Source organism: Rahnella woolbedingensis, assembly GCF_003602095.1.
GTDB lineage: Bacteria > Pseudomonadota > Gammaproteobacteria > Enterobacterales > Enterobacteriaceae > Rahnella > Rahnella woolbedingensis.
Genome location: NZ_RAHH01000034.1, coordinates 34264 through 48950 on the forward strand (window position 1 = coordinate 34264; position 14687 = coordinate 48950).

Sequence of the window (14687 nt, forward strand, 5' to 3'; positions counted from 1 at the left end):
TGCGTGATTGCGTGATTGCGTGATTGCGTGATTGCGTGATTGCGTGATTATTGAATCATGAGATTTCAGAATCAATCAATTCCGTAATCTCAACACCCTATAATCTGAAAAGAATCCTGGAATTTCATCATCTTTGAATCCTGGGATGCAGACTAAGATTACAGAATCACACAATCCTTAAATCCTGAGCTTCACTCAAATGCTCTAACCAATTCTGTAATCCCTGAATCCTAATCCTGACCACTCAGAATCACAGGATACACATCCTGTCATCCCAGAATCCTACGTCTAGTCTAAGGCTTACATGGTTTACCCTCTCTTTTTTAGAATCATACAATCCTGTAATCCTTACGAAATATCATATAATCCTGGGATTTTATAATCCTTCAAACCCCCTTAAGATATTGCACTAAAAAATTGATATTAAACAATAATTATAGAATCCTGGGATTATTCCCGTTATTGTTAATCCCATAATCCTGAAATCATTAGCACTTCATATAATCTCAGGATCCCTGAATGCTATTACCTCGTCAATATCAAAACATGCTCGTGGGATTTCAAGATTACAGAATCCCATCATCTTATACTGCAGCTATTACACACCGTATAATTCAATGATTCTAGAATCCTGTGATGCTCTGACAGTTTTGGCCCTAGGATTCACATCAATAATCACTGAATCCTGCTACTGCAAGAATCCTGAAATCCCGTAATGTCATCATGGGAGCCGGAGATGTTGAGATGTTGAGATGTTGAGATGTTGAGATGTTGAGATGTTGAGATGTTGAGATGTTGAGATGTTGAGATGGTGAGATGGTGAGATGGTGAGATGGTGAGATGGTGAGATGGTGAGATTTTAAAGTTGGGCTTATTCATGTCCAGTCATATGTTTAAAAATCTTCATCCAGTCATCTTATGAGACGGTAAGTATTGAATCCTGCATTCACAAGATTCAGTGATTTGATAATCCCCGGATACACTAAAAGGCAATACCCCGATGTTGAAGATTCCGTCATCCTGAAATCTTGCAATCCTGACCTCATATAATCCTGAAATTAATATCAACCAAGATAGCTCAGATTACAGGAGTAGCATAGAAACCGCATCATAGAATCCTGTGATTATGGGATATAATAATTCGATAATCCTTAGATGTTGAAATCCCCGGATACAAACTTTATAGTAATGCTTCAATCCTGTGATTCATGGATTAACAAATCTCAGAATCCTAAGATTACAAAATTTATGCATCCGAAAATCTTAGGATTTTCGGATGCTGATATCTTCACTGAACGCTTCATTAAGAGGTTGTCATGGCAGCGAAAATTATTTCCTTTCTTAACGGGAAGGGCGGAGTAGGGAAAACCACGACATCAATAAACATCGCAACCTGTCTGGCAAGACAAGGGCACAAAGTCGTGATGGTTGATACCGATCCACAGGGGAGCATCAGCAATTGGTATGACGAAAGCAAATGCCAGTTCGACCTCGCGGAAGCAGCTTCTGAAAAAGAAGTCTATACCGTACGCAAGCAACTGAAAGAATATGATTACGTAGTGATTGATGGGGCGGCGGCAATTTCAGCTATCTCATCAGCGGCCGTAATGGTCAGTGATTTAGTTCTGATCCCCGTGACACCGTCACCTTTAGACTTTGCCGCCTGTGGCGCTATTCTGGCCGTGGTCGAAGCACGCGAAAACCTGCAACCAGTGATCGCTCGCTTTCTGATCACTAAAAAAGTGGCATCAGCTAAAATGCTTGAAGTATTAAAAGAATCCATTGCCGACACGGGTGTTCCTGCACTGCGCACCGGCACAACCCAACGCCAGGTTTATATCCGCACCATGATGGATGGCGGCACCGTTTTCGATACAACAGACGGGAATGCGAAGGGTGAAATTGAAATTATGACCAAAGAAATCACGGAGTTGCTGAAATGAAAATGAAACTTGGCCAGCACAGACAACTGACTACCGCCCTGGACGCGGTAGCTAAACCGCCAGCATCGGTGAAAAAGTTACAGACAAATATCGATGAGGAACTGCATCGCCGTTTCAAAACCAGCTGCTTCCTGCAGGATCGTGAAATGAAAGATGTTCTGACAGAACTGATCGAAGCCTGGCTCATCCATAACGAACGCGCCTGATAGTATTATCGCTGCTGGATCGGGTCTCTCAGACCCGTTTCTGGCGGTATAAGTCCTGTATCCCTTGCTCTGTCTGCCTTCAATGCCAATCCGTACCTTTCTGAAGTCCTCTCTCCGTTGTCCTGAGATCCCAAGATCAAATAATGTTTTGTTTATTTTATAAGTTTAGATCTTTCTCTTTAGGGAGGGTTTTTACGCTGTATTATCAGCGAGTTAGAACCCATATCGTGGAGACATTTCCTGCCCCAGGTGGAGATCCTTCATGTTCGATGTGGATCCTTTTCATGGTGAATGTAGAGTCTTTTTCTGTGGATAATACCTTTAGGGATCAAGTCATTATCTACGTGGAAGGATTTTCTGTGGATACTTTACCCCTTCTAACGCTCATTACGCCGTAACCGTCCGTTTACCGGCTAACATACTGCCATAACTCCCTTTTCTTATACGTGGATACTTTTCCTGATCCCATTACGGTAGGGGATATGTGGAAGAATTTCCTGTGACAGCGTCACGTGACGTCGCAAAGATAAAAAGAGATGTCCAAAAGCCAGAAATCAGGCAGCAGAAAGGGCTGACCCTGGGTCATAAAACAGTTATGTGGAGATTTTTCCTGATCCCGAAAAGGGTTTATGTGGAAACATTATCTGATCGCGAGAAGAGATATTTATAACGGGATCTCTTTTGTATTGCTATAAATCAATGAGTTAGTTTTATAGTGACGTTGTCACATAGTGATATGTGGAGGTTTTTCCTGATCCGATTAGCCATTTGTTATGGGTCAGACAAGCGACTAAAACAAAGCAGCTCCGATAAGTGGAAGAATTTCCTGATCCCGCATTCATGCATATGTGGAAAGATTTTCTGCAAAGTGATCGCTGCCGCTATGTGGAATGATTTCCTGATCTAATACGGGCTGTGCCGCTAATGTGGAGATATTTTCTGATCCCATTGCCTGACATATGTGGAAAGTTTTCCTGATGATCCATTCCGACCCAAGAACCAGACCAGAAAACAAATTGAGAAGGGGATCACACTGCTGTGTTTGATGATTAAACACACACCCACACCTCTAATGTGGAGGAATTATCTGATCATCAGTCTCTGAGGGAGGCTTATTTGGGTATCATGGGCTTGAAAGATCTCTGAGGGGTTATGTGGAGTAATTTCCTGTAAAAGTGCTGTCGATCCAGCATGTTAAAAAAAGGATCCCTGACGGGTCAGAAATGCTTATGTGGAGATTTTTCCTGATCGTATTTTTTTGATCTATATTTAACTTTATGATTTTAAATGAATAAATAACCTTTGTTTTTACTTTACGTCAGCATTTTTTATGTGGAATAATTTACCTACTTTCCACTTATGGATCCTGCTACATGGAACTGAATAAACTCACAGTAGTTCAGGGGAACGACCTTCTTGAAGGTGCCTATAGCGTTACTCTGGATGAAATGCGCTTGCTTAACCTGGCGCTTGCTCAAATTGATAGCAGGAAACCGCAACCGGATACGCTTTATCGACTTTTCCCTCAGGATTATCAGCGGATCTACGGGGTAAACCCGACAAGCAGCCACCGCCAGTTGCGCGAAGCAGCTGAAAGCCTGATGAAAAAGCCGGTGACCATCTACAAACCTGATGTGAAAACCGGCAAGGTGCGTACCGTGCAGCTTTCCTGGTTTTCGCGTCTGGAATACGTCAGCAGTGACGATCACAGCGCAGTAGTGCTGAGATTCGGACAGGACGTCGCACCGTATCTCTATGAACTTAAAGAGTCTTTTACCAAACTCAATTTCGCCAATATCGCGAAACTGGATACTCCCTTTTCCGTGCGCCTGTATGGCTGGCTAATCAAAGCCAAGAACCTCTACGGGCGACGCAGCGGTAAAGCGATAGAAGTGACGCTGGATCTTAACTGGATGCGCGAGAAGGCCGGTTTGGCGGGCAAATACGAGGACTATCGCGACTTCCGCCAGAAGCTGCTTGAGCCGACGATCAACCGGATCAATGCCAATACCGACATTTCTGTGGTCTGGGAGCCGGTGAAGCAGGGCAGAACCGTAGTATCCATCAAGTTTGCCTACGTCGATGAATCGGCTCCGGAAGCCAGCAAGCCACTGCGTCCGCGTTTACCACGACGTCCGCGTGCTGTCGCAGGATCCGCCCTCGAAGGGGAGTGGGCACGGCGTTGTATCGCTATTTTTGAAGAGTATCGTGATAAATTAAGTGCTTACGATGTCGAGGAAAAGGCCACGCTGCCGGATCTTCGCAAGCTTTCAGGCTGGTATAAGATGATTGGTGAGAAGAACAAACAAAAAGAGATCCTCTCCGAAGTCAGTTCCCGCAGCAAGAAAGTCGCTGCCTGAAAGCCAACGCATTAAGCCTGAAACAGAACGGCGTATCTTTAAAAGATACGCCGTTTTTCTTTGCACGGGATCCGGAAGGGATGAGCATTTTCACACTAAGTTCCCTTATTTTATAGGGCTTGCGTGGTTGGTGAGCGCTTACTGGGTGTGATCAGGAAATCTTTCCACATTAGCCGTTTTGACTGCTTTTTCAGCGGACTGTATCAAAAGCTATAAGCCATACGTTATTTAACGAAAGCACATTAAGCTTGAAACCCAGTGTGGAAGCCCGTTATCAGCGTATTAACAGGTTTTCTAAGTAAGTGAGTACTGACACCTTATGCCATGCTTGCCCTTTCATTGCCAACTTACTCCATTTGCACCGCCATTTTATCGCCATTCAAGCCAGCGGGTTTAACCTCACCGCTTCCTCAAGATGTTCAGGCGCAAAATGTGCATAGCGCATAGTCATTTTGATATCGGTGTGGCCTAGAACACGCTGCAAAACGAGAATGTTGCCCCCCTTCATCATAAAGTGAGAAGCGAATGTGTGGCGGAGGACATGCGAAGACTGACCGGCAGGTAACTGTATATCGGTGCGTTGCAAGGCGGAGCGAAACTCGCGATAGGAGTCATTAAAAAGCCTCCCGCTCTTTACTGCTGGTAGCGAGTCGTAAAGATCTTTGCTGATCGGAATGGTTCGATTTTTTCGACCTTTGGTTTTGGTGTATGTGACCTTGTATTCTGAAACCTGGCTTTTGCTGAGTTCCTGAGCCTCTGACCAGCGTGCGCCCGTTGAGAGGCATAGTTTTACAATACATTCCAAGTCATTGTTACCGCCACTCCTGCATTCCGCCAATAGCTGCTCAATCTGCTCTTTTGTTAGAAAAGCCATTTCGCTCTCATCTGTCCGGAACGGTCGAACATTCTTGATCGGGTTTTCACCTTTCCATTCTTCAAGGCGAATAAGCTCGTTAAAAACAGCTCTAAAATATGCCTGCTCAAGATTGATCGTTTGTGGGGTGATCTTCTTCACTCTGTTGCCGCGTGAAAAATCCCCCAAAAGTCTCTTTTCCCGATAACGAGAAAACATCTTTGCATCGAATTCCCTGGCAAGTGGTTCCCCCATGCAGACAGAAGCATGTGTCATCACGGCAAGACGTCTGTCTGCATCTTTAAGCGTAAGGCCATGGGCGTAGTACCAGATTTTCAACACTTCTATCAGAGTGCGGTTATCAGCCTTTTCATCCAGCCAGGGTTTGGTAATAGTGTGTTGTTCGAATGCCAAAGCTTCACCTTTGGTGGCGAATTTTTTGCGTATACGTTTACCCTTTGCACCGTTCGGATAAAGCTCGCACAGCCACCATCCATCGGCCTGTTTTCTGATTGCCATCAGTTTACCTCTGCATAAATCCCTATCACACGACCAAGCGTTTTTATGTCATCAATGCCGCATTCAAAAGGGACTTTGCCGCCAGCAACGTGAAGTTTCCTAGCCGGTAATAACGTCAGGTCGCGGATGCTGATAGATCCTTCAATATCGACCAACCATGTACCGTCAGAAAGAGATGCATCTTTTTCAACCATATGAGTTTTCCCATCAGATTTAACGCAGATCGGTTGAGTAAGGGCTTTACCAAAAAACTTATGATCGATATTCATAGAATCGCCTTCACTAAGTTTTCCTTCACTTAAAGTGAATAATTTGAATGTAGAAGAGGCGTTTTGAGCATTTAAGTTATCTAGTCCACTCCTTGAGTTTTCTCCTTCTCCTGTTAGCAACCAGCGTGTCTCCGTTCCGGTTTCCAGGGAGCAATGAACTATAAAGTCATAGGAGATGGAGCCGCGTGTGTAGCGATTTTGCAGCGAACTTGCAGCAATGTTGAAGTGTCTGGCTAGCTGGATTTTCTGGCTAAATCCATAAGCTTGGCAAATTCGATTAAGAACATCTTCGTTACTTATACCAGCATCTTTTTCCATGAATTACGTACCTACGTATTGAATAATGCGCGCTTACGCATTAAAGTGCGGCTAAACCTGATTCATTGATGGCAATAGTTGGCAAACGGTGGCAATCAATGAGCAAAAAATCACTAAAAAGGAAATGATGCATTATGACCGTCCTCATTACAATCAAGATCCCCCGAGCAACAGTGCATCCAGAGGAATTTGCAGCCCTGGAAGGCGTTTCTGTTCGTACTGTTTACCGCCAGACAACCGGCGAAAATCCACGTATTCCTATCGAACCGCGCACCATCAAAAAAGGTCGGAAGCGTGCGTTCGGTCCTATCAAAATTCTTTACGCTCGTTATAAAGAAATGGAAGCCAAAAAGAATCTTGGTCATTCACGATTTCAAATTGTTATTGGTGCTTAATTCACATTAAGTGAATTTAGAGAGGTAAACATGTTTGATTTTCAGGTTTCCAACCAGCCGCATTTCGATAACGCGTGTCGTGCTTTTGCCGTTCGTCACAACCTGTCAAAACTTGCTCGCACTATTGGAATGAAAGAACAGACCCTACGTAACAAGCTGAATCCTGATCAGGTTCATCAGCTTACTGCCATTGAAATTGCAGTGATCACTGATGCTACCGAAGACGCAACTCTGATCGATGGATTGCTGGCACAGATGAAATGTATGCCTGCGGTTCCAGTAAATGAGTTGGCCGAGGGGAATATTGCTACCTACACGCTTCACGCCACGGCGGCGCTGGGATCGGTTGCTGCGGGTGCGGCATCACCGGAACGGCAAACACGGCAGGCTAAAAACGCAATTATTGAAAGTGTGAACGCAGGGATCCGCCACTTGTCGCTGATCGGTTTGGCTATTCAGGGGCGGGTCGAAGGATCACCAGTGCTGGCCTCTGCCGTCGGCGCCGTCGCCAGCGTTGCTACGAATGGGATGATGTGATTATGCCTATCTCAATTGCACCACTTCTGAAACAGCAAAGTCCTTTACGTCACTTTGGTCATGGTTGCATCGAGCTGCCTGGCGGAAAGCGTTGGAGTCCTTCACTGTTAAAATCCACTGCCCCGCAGGCCGTAAGAAATTCAAAGCCGCTTCTTAAGCGACTGTTTAGTTGAGGTGACTATGTTTTTAGGGAACGAAGAACATATCCAGATCGGTAAAAAGCATCTGACAAAAATTAAAGAGATGTTGGAACACAAAAAGAATGTAGCGCAGGAAACATTTGATAGTCAGCCGCTGCATATGCGTAAAACGATCTGCTTTCATGCTGGCCTGAAAAATCGTCACGTAGAAATGAAGTTTGCAGAATTGACGCCGACTGAGAGACATCAAGTGGTTGCGGCGCTGAATTCCTTACTTGGTTTAACTGAGTCACTTCCGAAATTTATCAGTGAAGATGACTGCAAGATAAATATCAGACACTAACCCGAATTGAAATTAATTGGCGTAAACCCGCCGGGCATTCTTTTGCCTAAAAACAGGAATTCATTATGCGAAATATTGAGACTCACCCAATCAAATTTTCATCAAATCAGGGGGCAGTGCAGGCCGAATATATTGCTTATTTAGCTTCATTATCTGATGCACGTTTAGACGAAAGGCGAAATCTGGCTGCCGTGTTCTCTGCCCGCCTTGATGCGATTGCGGCTTTCATTCTTCAAAAGGATGTTGGAGGGCGTGGTGCTGTTGAAATACTGCGCCAAGAGGCTGAGCGCATTCAAAACGAAGCGTGGGAGATTATCTGATGCCGGATTTACTCGATTCAATCACAGAGCGTCAGGCAGAAATACTTGAGTCCCAGATTAACGCAGTACGACAGGTAGTGACGGGTGTTTCTGCAATGTTCTGTCTTGACTGTGAGCGACCAATTCCCGAAGAACGCCGTGCAGCTCTGCCAGGGGTTGAGCTTTGTGTGTATTGCAAAGAACTTCGTGAACTCAATGCCAAACACTACCGAGGCAACCAGTGATCATATTTGCGGTGGTGTTGCTCGTATTGGCCGCTATCAATGCGAGCTATCTGGTCATTGATCTCAAAGACGGCATGTAATGCAGACCAGCCGCTTTACTCCTCAGATTAAAACGCCCGAGGTCTGGGCGTTTTCCTGGAACAAACCACGCCAGGCTGTTTCTGGCATGGAAAGACCGCTTACCCGTGATGAATACGATCAGGGGCAAGCTGTTTTAATCAAAGTAAAAAACCTTTCCACCGATCTCCGGGAAATATTTACAGGCCGCTTTAAATATTTGCTGAAAGAGCAGGGCGTTCACGCTGCACATAAATATCTGATTTACACGTTGGGGCGCAGCATTCTGCCGCGTGTGGATGCAGTCAATTCTGCTCATGAAATGAATCTTAATGCCTCCATGATGTTTATGTCTGAGGCTGACACCTATCACCGGCTGCCGAGCATGAGCGATAAACCCTTGCGCCGGTTCGCCCAGGACATCGCCGGACAACTGAAAGAAATCTATGAAGACCGTTGTGATCAGCTTCTTGCTCAATACAACGGGGATAATTCGATTCTTTTTAAGACTGATACCCAGTGCGAGCTGTACAGCGAGATCGCAGGTATGGCTCAGGCTTTCAATGTCACGCCGATGTACTGGACAAGGTTTTGCAAAGGCAAGCTGGATGCCGTTTCTGCTATCGCCTCCATGTCACGCCTGGTTAATCCGGATTGGTGGTTAAGTCAGTTGAAAGGCCAGCGCACCCGATGGCGTGAATCTTTGTTAATCGCTATCGGCAAAGTGAACCGTGACGCTTCCCCGTATGCCAGTAAGCAGGCTATCCGTGAGGTACGTGCGCGCCGCCTGTCGAATCTCGACTATCTGAAAAGCTGCGACCTGGAGAACATCGAAACCGGCGAGCGTTTCAGTCTGATCGACAAAGTGATGGCGAGTATTTCAAACCCTGAAATCCGCCGTATGGAGCTAATGAGCACGATCGCCGGCACCGAAAAATATGCCGCTGCAAATGGCGACGTCGGAATGTTCCTCACTATCACCACCCCGTCCAAATATCACCCGACCCGTATGGTGGGTAAGGGCGATAAAAAGCGCGTTCAGCGAAATCACGCTTGGGACAAAGAAGCCTTTACCCCGAAAGATGCACAGCGTTATCTGTGCGGGATCTGGAGCAAAATGCGCACCGCGTTTAAGGATAACGATTTGTCTGTATACGGTATGCGAGTAGTGGAACCACACCACGACGCGACGCCGCACTGGCACATGATGCTATTCACTAAACCCGCCATGCGTCAGCGGGTGATCGATATCATGCGCAAATACGCCATGAAAGAAGACGGTGACGAGCGCGGTGCAGCAAAGAACCGCTTTGACTGTAAGCACATGAACCGTGGTGGCGCGGCTGGCTATATTGCTAAATACATTGCAAAGAACATCGACGGCTATGCACTGGAAGGCGAACGCGACCACGAAACCGGCGAGCTGCTGACAGATTCCGCTGCCGCTGTTACGGCCTGGGCTGCTACCTGGCGGATCCCTCAATTTCATCCTATTGGCCTGCCTGCCATGGGTTCATACCGCGAGTGCCGCCGCATCCGTTCCATTAGTCTGACTGAAACCTTTGACGAAGAAGTTGAAGCTGTACGCGCTGCGGCTGATGCCGGTGATTTTATGGCATACATGTCAGCCCAGGGTGGCGCAAATGTCCCACGCGACGATCAGACTGTGCGTGTAGCCCGCCGCGTTGCTGATGAGTTGAACGCATACGATGAGGAAGTGAAAAAGGTTGTCGGTATTTTCGCGCCTCACCTCGGCGACTCCCATGTTTATGAAACCCGTACAACACAATGGCGGATCGTTTCTTCTGCCGTTGACGTTGAGTTTTTGACCTCAAAAAGCGCCTCCGGCGCGCCTCGGAGTCCTGTCAATAACTGTGGGTTAGGTGGAAAGAAACAGGCTACAAATTGGCATGATAGGCAGGCTGGGAGCACCGCTACGGCGTCCACTTCTGACAACCTGCGAGTTATTGACTGGACAGACACAGCCGCCGTGAGGGCGATTGTGGCGCGCATCAGGGAGGAAACGCCGAGAGTCAGCAAGGCGCAGCGAAGTTTTGACCCAACAAAGGGGCGCGATGTTGCCCCGTCGGCAAGAATGACGACAGAAGAACGGGCGCGATTGCCTAAAATTGAGCGTGAATTGATGAAAAACAATATCACTGCGGAGCGTTGGGAGTTGGAAGCATTAAGCCGAGGTGCAAAAGTCAGCTTTGGTGATCTGGTTATGAGCTTTGAGCCGTTGCCGGACTGGGCTGAATTTGAATGATACGTATCGTCTTCGCCCTATCAATTCACTGCCTCTGCACATAATCTGAAAAACTCTTTATAAGCTCCGTTCCCCCATTCTTGATGGTAGTATTTCGAAACCGCACACCAATAAGGGACGCTAATCAGATGGATACAACTGAAACTCTTGGCGGGACGTACTTCTACCACGGGCACGACAACGTAACTAAAGACGAATTGCTATGGCTAATCTTCATCGAGTCATTAGCAGACCATACGGGCATGGCAGTTGAAACTGCCGCAACCATCATCGCAGGCCAACCCATTATACCTAAGCGTCAGGTGTTGGGGTCGAAGGGGAAGCGAACAAGCATAGCCTCCAAGATGGCAAGACGTATTTTCAATAATGCAAGATTTCCTAATGGAATACGTCTTGAAACACTGGTACTTGGTGAGGTTCGCCATACGAACAAAATCGGAGCCGCCGTAGGTCGGGCTTTCCCCTATCTTGGGTATGCTCAGGCGGTAATACTGATTATTCAGGTGTCTAAGGACACCCGCAATAAATACAATCTTATTGCCAGACCTGAGCACCGTATAGCATGGACGTACTTCTGATGGAAATTGATGAAAATGAGATTCTTCAATACATCACTGAACATTACAGTGACCGGAAGAAACCAGTCAGCAAAGACTGGACTTTTAGAGAACATTTTTACTTTGTACCGGAAGAGCTGGAAGAAATGCTTTTAGATTTATTCATACGGTATAACATCAAATACGACAACTTTAATATTGATGATTATTTTCAACCTGAATTGCCGTGGTGGTGGTTCCGGCTTCGACGGCAGTTCAAAGACAAGGTGTACAAGCCTCTTACTGTCGAGATGATTATTGAGTCTGCCAAAGCTGGTAAGTGGTTATACGATTAAGGGGCGCTATGCCCCTTTTTCACATTATGCTGTCTGGCGGTCATTCCACGAATCAGCAAAAATAATGTTGCCGTCGTTATGCTTCCACGTGATTTTTTCGTAGCGTAGCTCTACGGTTTCCAGATGGTTATCTTGCGTGTTGTCGCCAGTTGCCATAGCCGGAGAGATGGACACTATCCGAACCTTTTCTAACAGCATGTTGAAATACTCAACTTCCTGGCCAGCGTCATTAATCCGATACCATTTGATTTCAGCCGATTCCAGATTCTGACCCGTTGCCACAGCTTTATAGATATATGGGCTTGAGCAGTCGAAATCTTTCACGATTAGCAGCGGTGAATGCATCCGTGTACCGGTGACTTTGCCCGTAGCGTTGTCAGTAGGAATCATCAGGTTGTGATGGAAACCTTTAACCTCGATGCTGTATTCCCTGTCTTTGACATCTGAACCGCCCTTGATGAGCGCACCGCCGTCATCTTTAAGCCATAGGTATGCTGGTATAGCCATCGTTAACAACTCCTTATGTTATGTTGGAAAAACATACACCCAAAAAACCACTAAAACAATGTGGTATTCATGAAGGATAAGCAAACGTACATTTAGTAACCAAGCCTCACGAAAAGGAGCATCAAGGATTAGGATAAGGCTTAGAAATATATGGAAATCATTTAAAAAAAAACTTAACATACTGTATATATAACCAGTACAGAATGGAGCGGCGAATGGACGATTTACATATGGCGGTATTACTGGAGCGGATAGGGTTGATTGCAAAACTTTCCACTCGCGTTGATTGCGATGCTGAGGAACGCGAGGTGGTTGCTGCATGGATTTCAGAAATGGCATCGGCGGCCAATGAGGAATTGCTCAAAGCAATTTTTAACTCCAATGCGCCTGGAAAAATCCACTGATCGCTGAACATGTCTCTATGGGGGGTCTATGCATGCATAGAGTGCGTTGTTTTGCATGATCCCAATAGGATCAAAATATGCCTGAGCGCTCCACTGGCGGCGCTCTATGGCATTCTCCCTGATGCATTAAAAACAGTCAGCCAAGTCAGAAGGGGGCAGGCGGGTAACATTGCGCGCGCCGAGGTTCAGAGCAGCAAAAAATGACTCCGCGTGTGACACGCTGAGTCATTTTTTCATTTAAAACGGACTACGCTGTTATTTCGCGCCGGTCAGCGCAGCGTGGCTCTGAGGCGTTTGTGTGATGTGGGATGAAGTAGGCGGGAACTTTGTGGTAGTGCTTAAGCCCTGTATCACGGAGCTTTGCCGCCTTACTCTGGCATAAGTTCATAAGTAGTAAACCTGATCACCTCCTCCCCAAACCACGCATTCAACTCCTTAAACCGTTCCTGCAACGGCGTCAGCTCATTGCGCACAAATACCTGCGAAGCCTTAACCGAATCACCAAACCCGCCGCTGTTCTCCGGAATAATCCCCATCATCTGCGGCGGCACACGGTGCGCGCACAGCAAATCGTTCTGGCTGGCTTTCTTGATATTAAAGAAATCATCTTTGGTTGCGACTTCACTGAGCGGCAAAATCTTGATCCCGTCCGGCTTGCCGTTCGGTGCGTACATGAACAGGTTACGGAAGTTGCCCAGGCCTTTCGTGTCACGCATCGCTTTGCGCATGGAATCAATATCACTGCTGCTTTGCGCTGCGTCCGTCATGTACAGAATGTAACCAGCGTGTGCGCCGTTCTGGTAGTACTTGCGGCGGAACAGCGTGGCTGCCTCATTAAGCCAGGCAGAATTCAGGGCGCTGAGGTATTCCGGCAGGCCGTACAGCTCCTGATTAATGTCCGGTTCAATCAGATGAAACACGCTACCGGCTTCGAACTGGTGCGCGTCCTTCCATTGCTGCACAAACCAGTAAGTATCAGACTCAACCCCGCGCCGCGCATATTTGGCGGGCACGGTCTTCATCACCACGGCGTCGCCGAGCTGGTTGCGGATCACTTCTAAAAACGCATTCCCGAATACCAGGTAATCCAGGGCAAACCGGCTGAACTCCTGCTGCGATAGTAACGGGTGCGGGACAAAGGTCGAGGCCAGAATATTACGTTTCACATACAGCGAGGAGCTGTGATGCACCGCAGCGCGCAGCGTGCGAGCCAGTCCGTCAAAGCTGACCGGCGGCTCGTACCACTGACCGTTTCCCGTGCATTCGATGTAGTCCAGGATTTCGCGGCGGTCTAACACCGGCGTCGGATCGCCAAAGCTGAACGCTTCAGCGCCGCTGGTCTGCTGCGCCGTTGCGGTGACGGTAGTTGATGCCGCCTTGCGGAATTTGCGCTTACTCATAATTAATAAAACTCCAGGATGTTAGGGCTTTGGCCGCCGTTCGCGGCGGTCAGCGGTTCGTTAAGCAGTGCATGCATGATTGCCCAGGCGACATCCGCGTGGCTGGCTTCCTCGCTGCGGCTTGCCTCGTAGGTGGAACGGCTGCCGCTGGCGGTCATGGTTTTGCGGATTGCCATGAATGACGACGTGATGTCTTTGTGGTTGGTGTCGTACTCCAGACGTCCGGAAGTGATGGTGTCTTTTGCTTTCAACACCATTTTCGTTTTCGTTTCGGGGCTGTAGCGGATTTCCATCGCGGCGGGGAAGAACTGCCGGACAAGCTGAAACACGCCCTGGCCGATGCCGGTGGCGTCCACGCCGATGTATTCCACGCAGTACCGTTTCGTTAACTCCTCAATGCTTTTCGCCTGGGCGGCGAAGTCCATGCCTTTCCACTGGTGACGTTCCAATACGCGGAACTTGCCGCCGTCCACCAGCGGCGGAGCCACCACGGCACAGCCTGCGCTGTCGCCGGTGTGCGACGGGTCGTAACCAATCCAGACGGCGCGATAGCCAAACGGACGCACGGCAAACGGGCTGAAATCTTCCCATTCCTCTCCGCTTTCCACCATGCAGCGTTGCAGCTCGGCAAACGGGAACACCGACGCCTGATCGTCAACAAACTCACACATGAACAGGTTGCGGAAATCCTCGGCGCTGTTTTCCTGCTTCAGCGTGTCGATGTTGAACAGGTT

The 14687-nt window shown here is 47.5% G+C and carries 18 protein-coding genes; 13 read left to right on the forward strand and 5 right to left on the reverse strand.

The features are described from left to right. Positions 1-1316: 1316 nt before the first annotated feature. From parA to D6C13_RS22015, 3 genes are all read left to right on the forward strand, one after another. The gene (gene parA / locus D6C13_RS22005) at positions 1317-1943 is read left to right on the forward strand and encodes a ParA family partition ATPase (protein ID WP_014341720.1); all 627 of its coding nucleotides are present in this window, start codon (positions 1317-1319) and stop codon (positions 1941-1943) included. Further along, on the forward strand, positions 1940-2149 hold the full coding sequence (locus tag D6C13_RS22010) for a plasmid partition protein ParG (protein ID WP_112289538.1): 210 nt from the start codon (positions 1940-1942) through the stop codon (positions 2147-2149). The genes parA and D6C13_RS22010 overlap by 4 nt, the downstream gene beginning before the upstream one ends. A 1373-nt stretch (positions 2150-3522) precedes the next feature. After that, positions 3523-4509 (forward strand): replication initiation protein, encoded by a 987-nt coding sequence (locus D6C13_RS22015; protein WP_120134817.1) that lies wholly within the window; start codon positions 3523-3525, stop codon positions 4507-4509. A gap of 379 nt (positions 4510-4888) precedes the next feature. Here D6C13_RS22015 and D6C13_RS22020 read toward each other — a convergent pair whose 3' ends face one another. Next, positions 4889-5881, reverse strand: coding sequence for a phage integrase (locus D6C13_RS22020; protein ID WP_120134818.1), 993 nt, complete (start codon positions 5879-5881; stop codon positions 4889-4891). Next, the gene (locus D6C13_RS22025; RefSeq protein ID WP_120134819.1) at positions 5881-6468 is read right to left on the reverse strand and encodes a phage repressor protein CI; all 588 of its coding nucleotides are present in this window, start codon (positions 6466-6468) and stop codon (positions 5881-5883) included. The genes D6C13_RS22020 and D6C13_RS22025 overlap by 1 nt, the downstream gene beginning before the upstream one ends. A gap of 131 nt (positions 6469-6599) precedes the next feature. Between D6C13_RS22025 and D6C13_RS22030 the strand changes: the two genes are divergently transcribed. From D6C13_RS22030 to D6C13_RS22070, 9 genes are all read left to right on the forward strand, one after another. Further along, on the forward strand, positions 6600-6863 hold the full coding sequence (locus D6C13_RS22030; protein WP_425272743.1) for a hypothetical protein: 264 nt from the start codon (positions 6600-6602) through the stop codon (positions 6861-6863). Positions 6864-6893: 30 nt separating this feature from the next. Beyond that, entirely contained in the window at positions 6894-7400 is a 507-nt protein-coding gene (locus tag D6C13_RS22035; protein ID WP_120134821.1) for a phage regulatory CII family protein, read from the forward strand. A gap of 2 nt (positions 7401-7402) precedes the next feature. Further along, the gene (locus tag D6C13_RS22040) at positions 7403-7573 is read left to right on the forward strand and encodes a phage filamentation protein Fil family protein (RefSeq protein WP_120134822.1); all 171 of its coding nucleotides are present in this window, start codon (positions 7403-7405) and stop codon (positions 7571-7573) included. 7 nt (positions 7574-7580) lie between these two features. Then, positions 7581-7883 (forward strand): hypothetical protein, encoded by a 303-nt coding sequence (locus D6C13_RS22045; RefSeq protein ID WP_120134823.1) that lies wholly within the window; start codon positions 7581-7583, stop codon positions 7881-7883. Positions 7884-7948: 65 nt separating this feature from the next. Further along, positions 7949-8203 (forward strand): DUF2732 family protein, encoded by a 255-nt coding sequence (locus D6C13_RS22050; protein ID WP_120134824.1) that lies wholly within the window; start codon positions 7949-7951, stop codon positions 8201-8203. 95 nt (positions 8204-8298) lie between these two features. Then, a complete protein-coding gene (locus D6C13_RS26235) occupies positions 8299-8427 on the forward strand; it encodes a TraR/DksA C4-type zinc finger protein (RefSeq protein WP_425272744.1) in 129 nt (42 codons plus the stop codon). A 79-nt stretch (positions 8428-8506) separates the two neighbouring features. Next, entirely contained in the window at positions 8507-10750 is a 2244-nt protein-coding gene (locus tag D6C13_RS22060) for a replication endonuclease (RefSeq protein ID WP_120134826.1), read from the forward strand. Positions 10751-10878: 128 nt separating this feature from the next. Continuing rightward, positions 10879-11328, forward strand: a complete 450-nt coding sequence (locus tag D6C13_RS22065) for an STM2901 family protein (protein ID WP_120134827.1) — start codon at positions 10879-10881, stop codon at positions 11326-11328. Continuing rightward, a complete protein-coding gene (locus D6C13_RS22070; protein ID WP_120134828.1) occupies positions 11328-11642 on the forward strand; it encodes a DUF1493 family protein in 315 nt (104 codons plus the stop codon). The genes D6C13_RS22065 and D6C13_RS22070 overlap by 1 nt, the downstream gene beginning before the upstream one ends. A 24-nt stretch (positions 11643-11666) precedes the next feature. Here D6C13_RS22070 and D6C13_RS22075 read toward each other — a convergent pair whose 3' ends face one another. Continuing rightward, positions 11667-12149 (reverse strand): Hcp family type VI secretion system effector, encoded by a 483-nt coding sequence (locus tag D6C13_RS22075; RefSeq protein ID WP_120134829.1) that lies wholly within the window; start codon positions 12147-12149, stop codon positions 11667-11669. A 215-nt stretch (positions 12150-12364) separates the two neighbouring features. Here D6C13_RS22075 and D6C13_RS22080 point away from each other — a divergent pair, with 215 nt between their 5' ends. After that, positions 12365-12553, forward strand: coding sequence for a hypothetical protein (locus tag D6C13_RS22080; protein ID WP_120134830.1), 189 nt, complete (start codon positions 12365-12367; stop codon positions 12551-12553). Between the two features lie 368 nt (positions 12554-12921). Here the strand turns inward: D6C13_RS22080 and D6C13_RS22085 are convergent, their stop codons facing one another. Continuing rightward, positions 12922-13953, reverse strand: a complete 1032-nt coding sequence (locus tag D6C13_RS22085; RefSeq protein ID WP_120134831.1) for a phage portal protein — start codon at positions 13951-13953, stop codon at positions 12922-12924. Between the two features lie 2 nt (positions 13954-13955). After that, on the reverse strand, positions 13956-14687 hold a 732-nt coding region (locus D6C13_RS22090; protein ID WP_482822412.1), incomplete at its 5' end, for a terminase large subunit domain-containing protein.